Source organism: Haliovirga abyssi (assembly GCF_030295325.1).
Lineage (GTDB): Bacteria > Fusobacteriota > Fusobacteriia > Fusobacteriales > Haliovirgaceae > Haliovirga > Haliovirga abyssi.
In genome coordinates this window covers 52,915-65,072 of the sequence record NZ_AP027059.1, presented here as the reverse complement: position 1 = coordinate 65,072, position 12,158 = coordinate 52,915, and the positions used below count along the sequence as shown (strand labels likewise).

The 12,158-nt window shown below is 27.8% G+C and carries 2 protein-coding genes; both read right to left on the bottom strand.

The features are described from left to right. Positions 1–239: 239 nt before the first annotated feature. Complete coding sequence (locus tag RDY08_RS00195; RefSeq protein ID WP_307904428.1) at positions 240–11,897, bottom strand: translocation/assembly module TamB domain-containing protein; 11,658 nt, start codon at positions 11,895–11,897, stop codon at positions 240–242. After that, positions 11,854–12,093 carry a hypothetical protein gene (locus tag RDY08_RS00190; RefSeq protein ID WP_307904427.1) on the bottom strand — a complete coding sequence of 80 codons (240 nt, stop codon included), beginning with the start codon at positions 12,091–12,093 and terminating at the stop codon, positions 11,854–11,856. The genes RDY08_RS00195 and RDY08_RS00190 overlap by 44 nt, the downstream gene beginning before the upstream one ends. Between the last annotated feature and the right edge of the window lie 65 nt (positions 12,094–12,158).

The window sequence follows — 12,158 nt, the reverse complement described above, 5'->3', positions numbered from 1 at the left end:
TTGTCAAACCTCACTTTTGTCCCCAATAGATATTTTCCCGACCTGAACAGTCACTTTTATGACTTAAATAGATCCTTTTATGTCTTGAACTAAAATATTTAAATATCCCTCTTTAACTTCTGACACACCTTCTGTAATTGTTGATACTGCCACTATTAAAATATTATCTCCAATTACTCCCCCCCTTTTTTCCCACACAAAAAAACAGGACAGCCTAAACTGTCCTGTCCCATCTCTCCCTAAAAGAAACTTAATCTCGGATAATGTCCTCTACTCCATCTTATATCAACCAACCTACTATTAAAATCCAACCTATTACTATTTGCATAAAAATCCATCTTCATAGAAGGCGACATATGTATAAATCCCAATCTCATATATTGAGTTCCATGAGCATCACCTTTAGCATATCCACCTTTATACTCCGTTCTTGGATATACCCCAAATTTTCCATCAAATTTAGTAGAAAAATCAAATCTACTCCATAAAACTTTTCCCTTTAACGGCACATCTATTCCTGCTTTTGCAAACATATAAAAGCTATCATCATATTTTAATTCCATTGATGTATTTACAAAATTTCTACCAAGTATTGTTAAATTTCCACTATTTTTCATATATACTTGCCCTGTATATAATACTTTAAAATCTCCTTTTACTGATAATGCTCCTAATCCAAATGGGTCTAATTCTCCATCTCCATACACTCCATAATAATCTATTGCAACTCCTGCATCAGCCATTGGGAATCCTACTATTGTAACATCTCCTCTACCTTCTAGTTTTGTTCCTTTTGCTGTTCCATTTGTAGAAATATCAAGTGTTAAATCTCCTTCTAATGTTTTTATTATCCCTTTATCTACTACTGGTTCTAATGTTCCATATGCTGAAACTTTTACTATTCCAACTGCTCTATATTTTGTCAAATCTACTCCTAATCCCATATTTGAAATCTCAAATCCTGTATTTCCTAATGGAATCATTAATGCACTTGACTTAGCTGATAATTGTTTTAATCCATCTTTTTCTGCTATAAATCCTACTTCTACATCAAAATATCCAGGTATTCCAAGGACTCCATCTCCAACTACTCTCCATCCTACTGGAGTATATGCGAACTCTGCTGAAATTCCGCTTAAATTATATCCACCAACTGTTATATTTGGTAAACTAACTTTTCCTCCCTGCATTGTTATTCCATTTCCATTTATTATAAGGTTTTTTACACTTACACCTGTATTAAATGGCGATGGCAACATTATTCCTGCTTTCACTATAGATATACCAGTTGATTTTAATTTTGCGTTCTCAAATCCTACTGCAAATCCTCCTATTTTTACACTTGCTCCTACTAATTCTCCATCTATATCTCCATTATAGTTTATCACAAGATTTTTTACTCCTATTCCTGCTCCAAGTTCTATATCAGATATATGTGCAACTGCAAATTTAGCATACTCTATAACTACTCCATCTGTTGTTAATTTAGCTTGATTTAAGTACAGTTTCAACCCTTTGATATTTAAGTCTGCTCCTATACTTACTACTCCATTGCTAAATCCATCTTTTGTGATTATCATATTGTCTATATTTCCTGTTAAATATCCGTAACTTCCAGGTATTTTAACTGTTCCAGCTAATATAAATTCTCCATCTTTATACCCAATATTTCTTATTGCTATACTGTAATCTCCAACTGTAATTTTATTAATTGCTGCATTTACTGCCATACTTTCTTTAGATAACTCAATTTTTAATTTAGCCGTGTTTCCTCCAACTGTTTTTGGTAATTTTATTCTTGAATCCAATAAGAATTTACCTTTTATATAGCTTATCTCTTTTACGTCAACTTTCCAATCTCCAACTTTTAAATTCTCCACACTCATTCCATCTAAATCAAAACTATCTTTTCCTATTATAAGGTTTTTAACTCCAATTACTACTCCATATGGCAATCCACCTTTAATACTCAAATAAAGTTTATTCTCTTTAAATGAAAAATTATTTACATCAAAATGGTACCCATCTATATCTACATTTTGTATTGTAAGTTTATCTATTGCAATATCTGATTTAGATATTAATATATTATCTACTCCATATGTAACTGTTCCATTACCTGTTTCTACATATCCATCTCCTGCTAAATTCAATTCATTATTTATAAATGTTAATTTCACATTTTTTATTACATAATTTCCTATTGTAATGTGTCCTGCTGATATCTCATCAATAGAGAAGTTTTTAGCTCCATCAATTCTTATCCCTTTTACCATTACAATTCCATTTCCTGCTGATTTAGGTAATACTATTGTTCCATCTAATATCATTCCATCTTTATCTGTAAAATCAAATTTATCAATACTTACAGTGAAATCTCCCAATTTGGCATTTTTAATATAGGCTCCTGATACATCTATTCCTGATTTAGCTACAAGTACTTTTTCTACACCTATTTTTAAATTAGTTCCATCACTATTTTCTCTCTCAAAATCCCCTGCTAACTCAATCCCCTCTTTTACAAAGTTTATTGATACAACTTTTATTACACTACTACCAACTTTTATATCTTTTACTGCTGCTTTTCCACCTCTTAATTTCATATCTGATGTTAATTCAATATTTTCTATTGAAACCAATCCATTATTTGGTACTTTTAATGTTGCATTTATTACCATTCCATTATCTCTATTAAAATAGAATGTTGCATTTTTTAAATTATATCCACTAACCTCTATATTATTTAACGCTACTGCAATCTCTTCAAATCCACCATTATAATCTAATTGTAAATTATTTAATGCTATAACTCCTGCTCCATACTCTTTTGGAATTGTCAATTGTCCATTAATTGCAAATCCATTATTGTTTAATTTTACTGAAACTACATCTAATTTATATCCTCTTACTTTTATATCTTTTGCTGTTAATTCTCCTTCATACGTTCCATCTGGTTTTATTAATATATCTTTTCCTTCAAATTCCCCAACTCCATCTACAATAAATTTAGCATCTAATTTTACACCATCTTTATCCAATACAGCTTTTGTAGATTTTATTAATGTTCGTCCTATATTAATATTCCCAATCTCAATTTCTCCAGCTTTTACTATTTTAGCATCTGCTCCCAACGTATCCACTTGTAAATTGTTTATTTTTACTATTCCACCATTTAAGTTTAATTCTCCATTAATTGTATATGCTCCTTCAGATGGATTATATACAGAGCTTGTTATATACACAGGGTATCCACTAACATTAACTGTTCCTTGATAACTTATTTCATCAAATGAAACTTTTCCAGTTCTTGCGACCATTAATCTCTTAACTGTCAACTCTCCAGCACTATTGTTAGCCAATTTTCCTGATAAAATTAAATACTCATTACTGAAATTAGCTGTTTCTATCTCTATTGAACTATTTTTATAATTTACTTTTCCTACACTTATATTTCCTACAAATGTTCCATCTCTCAAAATATGCAAATTTTTCAATTCAGCTTTTGCTCCACCAACTGTTTCTGGCAATTTAATATCTCCTGCTAATTTTAAGCCTGTATCATCAAATGATACGTTTGTTACATTAATTTCACTGCCATATGCTTTTAATCCCGTTGCTACAAAACTATCAACTTTTACTTTTCCATTAAATCCTATATGCAGCCCTTTAAGTTTTATTGTTCCATCTACATTTCCAGGAAGTTTCATATCTCCCGATAATATAAACTCTCTATCTTTAACTTCAATTGCAGTTGATTTCACTTCATATCCATTAAATTTAATATTTTCTGCTGATATTTTTCCGCTTATTTCTCCCTCTGGTGTAACTTTTATATTTTCAGCTTTTGCAATAGTTCCATAAGGGAATAGAATATCTCCGCTCATATAGAATCCACTATTATCAAATCTCAATTTGCTTAATTCAACTTTATATCCGTTAAATGTAGCTATTTTTCCTGAAACTTCAGCCTCTTCTACAATTTCTCCTGTTTCTGTATTTAATTTTAATGAATTAATCTTAAATACACCTACATTATTAGGAAGTTTTAATATTCCATTAATTATAGCGATTTTTCCTGTGCTGTCATAACTTACATTTTCAACTTGTACAGGATAGCCAGCTATTACACTATCTCCACTAACAGATACCGCTCCTAATAACTGCACTCCATCTTTACTGATTTTTAAATTTACAACTTTATATGCCATTCCAGCACTTATTAATTCTCCATTTAAAACTATTCCATCGCCTACAAATTCAGAGCTTGCCAATTTCAAATTCATATCATTTACTTTCATATTTGAAACTATAACTTTTCCATAGACTCTGCCATCGTGACCTATTTTCATATTCTCAATTTTAATTTTTCCATTTACAACTTTTGAATCTAAATCAATCTCACCTGTTCCCTCTATTCCTTCACTATTAATTGCAAAATTCGATACTTTTATTATATTTCCTGCAACTTCAACTATATTATCTGTTAATTCAACCTCTCCATTTAAATTAAATGAAAGTTCTTTTAATTTTATCTTAGTTGTATTTGTAGATAATTCTACATCACTCATTACAAATCTGTTATTTTCATACTCTACTGTTGCATTTGTTAAATTAAATCCTTTGTAATTCATACTATTTAGATTTAATTTTCCTGATAATCTTTTATCTTTACCTACTTTTAATGAATCAATTGTGAACTCTCCACCTAATTTATCAAATATTAGTTTTCCATTTGTAATCTCTAATCCATCTTGTGAAAATGCTAAATCAACGTTATTTAAAGTCATTCCTTTTAATTTTAATTCAGCTACTGTAAATTCAGCCCTTTTCAACAATTTACCATTAAAGTCCACATCTAAATTTTTAAGAGTAATTGTTCCAGCGTTGTCTGCTAATTCAACTCCTGCATTTTCCACTTTTAGATAATTATTTGTAAACTCTACAGAATCAACAAAAACTTTATAACCCTCTATATTCAAATAACTATCTGCTATTTTGCTGTATATATTTCCATCTTTATCTATTCTCAACTCTTTTAATGTAGTTTTTCCACCATTAAATATTTTACCCTCTAATGTAGAATTATATGCTATAATTCTGTTTTTATCTAATTTTATTTTTTCTATTGTTAATTTAGTTCCATTAATATCTAAATCTGCTTCTGTTTCTAAATTAAAGCTTTCAAGTCCATTTTCTGTTATTTTTACATTTTCAATTTGACTTTTTATAGCTCCATATTTACTATTTATTGATATATTGCTCCATAAAGTCAACCCTTTTACAGAATCATAACTCACTTCTGCATTTTCAAGTTTAAATATATCTGCTACCTCTATATTTGTCACTTTTGCATTAACTAATTTTAATCCATCTTTTGTTATTATCATATCTTTTATCTCTATAAAACTATTTTTAGCAGTTATTTGGATTCCATCATCTGTTAATTTAGCTTTTACAATATCCATTTTTAATCCATCTATTCCTATATTAGTGGCGGATAAATTTACTTCTGTTGCTACTGTTTTTCCTATTGCTAAATCTTCTATTGCAAATTTTCCATATTTACTATTAACAGCACCAGATAGATATAAGTTTCCATATCCAAATTCTAAATTAAAATTCTCCAATGCAAATCCTTTATATGCTATTGAATTTGCTATAACTTTTCCTTTTTCTAATATTCCTTCTCTATTTAATTTTACATTTACAACCTCTATTTTCCCATTCCCAAACTCTTTTGGCAATTTAGCCTCTCCATTTAAAACTATTCCTTCTCTATTTGAGATAAACGCTTCAACTGTTTTTATCTCTACTCCATTTAAAAGAATATTTGAAATAGCCACATCTCCATTAAAATCTCCATTTTCATAAATCTCTAAATCATTAATTGTTCCAATTACCCCATTTTTAAATAGGACTTCTCCTTTTTCCAATATAAATCCACTGTTATTTAATTTTGCTTTTGAAATTTCAACTGTATAACCATCTAATTTCAACTCTTTAGCATTAATCTCTGCTTCTCCTATTATTTTACTACCATCAAATGATATATTTAAGTTAGAAATTTCAACTTTTCCTATTTCAGGTAAAATAATATCTCCTGCTACCTCAAAACTATTATTAGCAAAATTATATTTAGAATCTTTTACCAACACACTATATCCATTAATATTTATAATATCTTTATAATCAACTATTCCATCTGTTATTCCAGATTTATTTACAGTTAATTTTTCTACATCTACTACTCTTCCTCCATCTCTATATGTTCCCCAAATCTCAACTCCACTATTTGTAAATATTGCTCTTGCTACCTCTAAAGTTTTACCTTTATAATTTATACTGTTTAATGCTAATTCTCCTGCTATATCTCCATCTTTTGTTATTGTTAATCTCTCTATTTTAGCATATCCATCGCCAATTTTTAGATTTCCAGATATATTTAATCCAGTTTTATCAAAACTTAAATTAGCATTTTCTACTATAACGCCTTTTACCTCTAATCTATCTGAATTTATACTCTCAACAGATATATCTCCTTTTTTAGTTATAACTAAATTTTTAACTGAAATTTTACCATCTACAACTCCAGCAAATTCAACATTTCCATCTATTTTAAATCCATCTTCTGTTATTTTTGTATTTGCACTTCTAATTGTCAATGCTCCAGCTGATATATCTAATGCACCAATATCTCCAGTTACTTTTCCATCTCCTGTTATTAATAGATTTTTGACATATACTTTATTTCCTTTATATGCAAAATCTCCAGTTGCTACTACTCCCTTATCAGTTAATTTTACACTTTTTAAATTTACTGAATATCCACCTAAATTAATTAAATTAGCATTTATCTCTAATTCATCAACTATTTTATCTGTTTTTGGATTAACTTTTAAGTTTACTATTTTTACAGCTCCCATTCCATTAGGAAGTTTCAACTCTCCATTTATAACTTTTAATCCATCTTTATTATATGCAATTTTCTCAACTTTTATAGGAAATCCTCCTATTACAGTATCGCCTTTTATTGCTATACTATCTAATAATTCAACTCCGCTTTTACTTACTTTTAATTTTGCAATTTCATATTGTATATTTCCACTATTTAATATTCCATTTAAGATTACTCCATCTTTTGTTATACTTGCTTTAATAGATTCTAATTTCATATTTCTATAACTAAAATCTTTAATCTCAATTTTCCCAGAATAATCTCCTGATTTTGAGATTGATATATTACTAAACAGTAATACTCCATTTGTTGTATCTGCTTCTCCACTAAATTGAATTTTTCCATTTACAAATTTTATATTGTCAACTTTCATATCCAAATTAGCCAGCTTATAATATCCAACTCTAAATTTATCAATAGTTACAGTTCCATTTTCTATTTTTAGATTATTTATAGCAATTTCTGCTTTACCAGCTTCTATTTTTACTCCACTTGCTATAATTATTCCATTTTTAAATTCTCCCTTAAATTGAGACAGTTTGTAACCTTTATATACTAAATTTTCTATTAATACAACTCCACTATAATCTCCATCTCTATTAATTGTCAATCTCTCTATCTCGGCTGACATATTACCATTTGATAATTCTCCACTTATTATTGTTAATCCATCTTTTCCAAATTCACCTGATTTTACAGCAAGATTATATCCGCCTATCTTTAAATTTTCTGCTACAATTTTCCCTGCAACTAAAATCTCATTTGAAGGTGTAATTGTTAAATTTTGTATCTCTATTTCTCCTACACCATCTATTACAACTGCTCCATTTATTAAAATATTTCCATTTGAATCAACAGTTGAATCTTTTATTTTTAATGTATATCCATTTATAGTTTTTTCTCCACTATATTGGATATTCTCAAATTTTATAGTTCCATCTTTAAATATTTTTAATTTAGCAACTTTTAATTCATTTCCATTTTTATTATATTTTCCTGTAAGTGTTATTCCATCTTTATCTATATAACTCTCTGTAACTTCAAATACTCCACCTTTATATTTTAAGTTAGGTATATTTTTTAATTCTATTCTATAACTATTGTCATTATCTACAACTATATTTAAGCTAAATTTATTTTTATTAGTAGTTATTCCTCTTGTAACTCCTCTTTTTAACATTGATGATGCAACAGTTAAACTTTCTGGCAATTCCAAATCACCTTTTATATTTAACTTATTATTTACAAATGATAATGTTACGCTATGCAATTTAAATCCTTCATACTCTATTTCTGTTAATATATTAAGTGATTTAAATGCAAATTTTTTCAATTTAAAATTATATTCCAACTCTTTTATTGTTATTCCTTTAAATGTCCCATTTAATACTATTTTCTCATTTGTCAATTTTCCATTAAACTCTTTTAATGTATATCCGCCAAATAATATATTCTCTCCAGATATAGTTCCACTTATTCCGCTTTCTCTATCAACTTTAAAATCAGATAGTCTATAACTTGCTCCATTTAATATATAATTTGCACTTCCAATCTCAACTCCATTGTTATCAAATTTTATTCCAGCAAGTTTTAATACTCCATTTCCAATATTCAAATTTGTATCTTTTATTATTCCCTCTTTCACAATTCTATTTGATAAATCTATTATTAAATTTTCTACTTCAATTTCTCCTACTCCATCTATCAAAACTCTTCCTTTTATAGAACTGTTTTTCCCATCAATAACTTTTGCCTCTTCAACCTCTATAGAATATCCATTTGACAACTCAATTATACCTTTAGTAGCATAGCTTATCTCTTTTATTTTTACTCCATTTGAACTAAATTCCATATTAATTCCTGTTTTCCCTGTTTCTGTTTCTATCTCTCCTTTTATTAATAAGTTATCATTTGTAGCTGATAAATCATATACATTTACCTTATACCCTTTATACTCTAAATCTTTTACAGAACCATTTCCTTTTACAGCTCCATTAGAATCTGCTTCAAGATTTAATAATATCTCTGCTCCATTATAATTTGCTTTTCCATTAATATCTACAACTCCATTTTCTAATTTAGCATTTATCACATCTATATTTAATCCATACAGATTTAATTTGTTTAATATCAATTTTCCAGAAACTAAATCTTTCGACAGTATCACATTTTCAACTTTTAAAATTGTTCCAAAATAATTTAATGAACCATTTAAAATCATCTCTCCATTATTATAACTACCTGATAAATTCTCAAAACTCCATCCATTTATACTAACAGAATCTAATTTCAAATCTCCTTCTACTTTTCCAGAATAATCTATAGATAAATTAGCATGAAATCTATTATCTATTGTTCCAGCTATCTTCAATCCATTATTACTAAATATACAATTTTCAACTTCAACTGTATATCCATTTAGATTAATTTTAGACAACTCAACTCTAGCTTCTCCAATAATATTATTTTCATTATCTAATTTCAAACTATTTATTTCTGCTCTTACTCCATTTGGCAATATTAAATATCCATCTAAACTTTTGCTTCCATCAAAATTATTATAAAGCGAATTCACATATATAGAATATCCTTTTATATTCATTTTTCCTTTATAACTAACAGTTTCAACAGATACTCCATTTTTTGTAATTATTAAATTTTTAAATCCTAATCCTTGAACTTCACCTGTTAAAATTATACTGTTATCTTTAACAACAACTTCTACATTTTCATAACTTTTACCATTATAAGTTAAAGTTTTATCCTCTAATCTTTGATAATCTATTTTCAAATTTCCATTTTTATCAAAAATACCGCTTACATCTATTTTATTTCCGCTAAATTCATCTGAAAGTCTAACAACACCTTTTATCTCTAATCCATTTTTATTAAAATTTGCTGATAATATATCCAAATTTTGTCCAGCAAAACTATAATTCCTAACTTGAATATCTAAATTTTCCAATTTTCCATTTTTATAATCTAATCTATTTAAATTAAATGTCAATTCTCCATATTTACCAATTCCAGCTAATGAAATATTTCCATTTTCAATTATTCCATTTCCAGTTATTTCAAATCCATTTATAGATATATTTTGTGCTGAAACTTTTCCAATATAATCGCCGTCGCTATTTATAGAAAGCTCACTTAAATTTAACATTCCTCCATCTTTTAATTTCAATAACCCTGATAGATGAACTCCGTCTTTATCTAAATATGAACCAGCTATATTTACTCTATATCCATCTAACTCTATCTCATTCAAAGATAAATCCACATTAGATAATAGTTTCCCATTAAGGTCAAATTCTACATTTTTTAGTTCAACTACTCCAAGATTATCTGGCAAATACAACAGTCCATTTACAATAACTTTATCATCTTTCACATATTTAGAGGTTGCTTTTAATATATATCCTCCAACCTCATATTTTGTATCAATTCCAACTTCATCTACTCCAACACTTTCTCTACTGATTTTCAGATTAATCACACTGTTAAAACTGTATCCTTTTAAATATATAGCCTCTTTATCAATTTTAGCTGAAATTAAATTTATCTCTTTTCCATTAATTGATAAATTTTCAACTTTAATATCATTTGCTGTAATCTCACCATTATTACCTATAACTAAATTATCTACAACAATTTTTCCTCCACCTAATTTAGAAGCTAAATTTCCATCTAAATTTAATACAACTCCATTTTTGGATATATCCATATTTTTTATTCTGAAATCTACTCCATTTAACTCTATTTTACTACTATTTAATTTTGTTATATTAATATCAGACTCCGTTATATTAATTTCACCATTTAAACTATTATCTCCCAATTTAACATTAAAATTTGAATCTATTCCACTATTTCTGAATTTCAAATTAGTTAAATTTAATTTCACTCCATTATACTCTATATCATAACTCTTTTTAGAAAATGTATAACTTACTAAATTTCCACTATTATCTACAATAATCTCTGTTTCTATTCCATTAACTTCGCCATCTAATTTTAATCCAGCTTCTGTTATTTCAAGGCTTTTTATATTTAAAACAACATCTCCAATTTTAAATTTAGATATATCAAATCCACCAATTTTTGTAATTTTATCTCCTGATGTTTCAATATTCAATAATTTTATATAATTTTCTCCAACTTTTAAAATTCCATACATCTTGCCATTATCTTTTTTATATGCAATTTTAAAATTATTATAATTAAAAACCCCATTATAACTATTTATATCTACTATTTTAACTCCTGATGTTGCTATTAAAAAATTTACAACTTTATCTTTAGATATGGAATTTAAACTTAATCCATTTGAACTAAAATCAGAATTTAAAATTTCATAATTTTCCCCATTATAACTAAATTTGAAATTCCCAATCTCCCCATTATATGTTTCATCACTATTTACATTTAACGAGATATTAGTTTTTGCTCCCTCTCCTAATTGAGGCAGAAAAATCTCTCCTTTTAATATTAATCCCTCTTTTGAAAGCTTCATATTTTCTAATGCTATCTCAAATCCATCTAAATTTATCACACTATTTTCAAATTTAAAATATGAAAATTTCTCATCTGTTTCAACTAAAATTTCTCTATCTCCAACATTCACAGACATATTTACAATAGTTTTATCACTTATTAAAATATTTTTTATATTTAATTTATAATTTTTATACACAACCTCTTTATTTAGCGATATATCCAACCCTTTATCTGTCAAAACTCCATTTTCAAATCCAATTACCAACCCTTGAAATGAAAATTCTCCATTTAAAATATAACTATCTCCATCTTTTTTTACAGTTTGAGTTATTATTTGTTTATTACCTATGTTTAACTTATTTCCATCAAATGAATAGTTACTCATTTCTGCTGAGTATAAATTAGCACTTAAAATAAGTGCTGCTATAAACATCTTCTTTTTCATTATTTAGCCCCCTTATTATAGTAAAATTCCCCCACAAGAACACACAAGTTCCACTCCTACAAAATTCCTCCTCTGCGGCCCTCTGCTCTCTCAGCGTCTCTGCGTTGATTCTTTTATCTTCTCTTTTATCTTCTCTTCTCCTCCACTCATAATCCCTTATCGTAAATATTTTATAATCTTTTTTATTCTTTTCCATTACTCCTATACACAAGCCCCTCTTCGTGACCCTTTGCGCTCTCCTTTCTTAGTGCTGAATCTCTT

Coding starts and splice junctions, on each gene's coding strand:
- RDY08_RS00195 (WP_307904428.1), bottom strand. CDS start 11,897: ATGAAAAAGAAGATGTTTATAGCAGCACTTATTTTAAGTGCTAATTTA.
- RDY08_RS00190 (WP_307904427.1), bottom strand. CDS start 12,093: ATGGAAAAGAATAAAAAAGATTATAAAATATTTACGATAAGGGATTAT.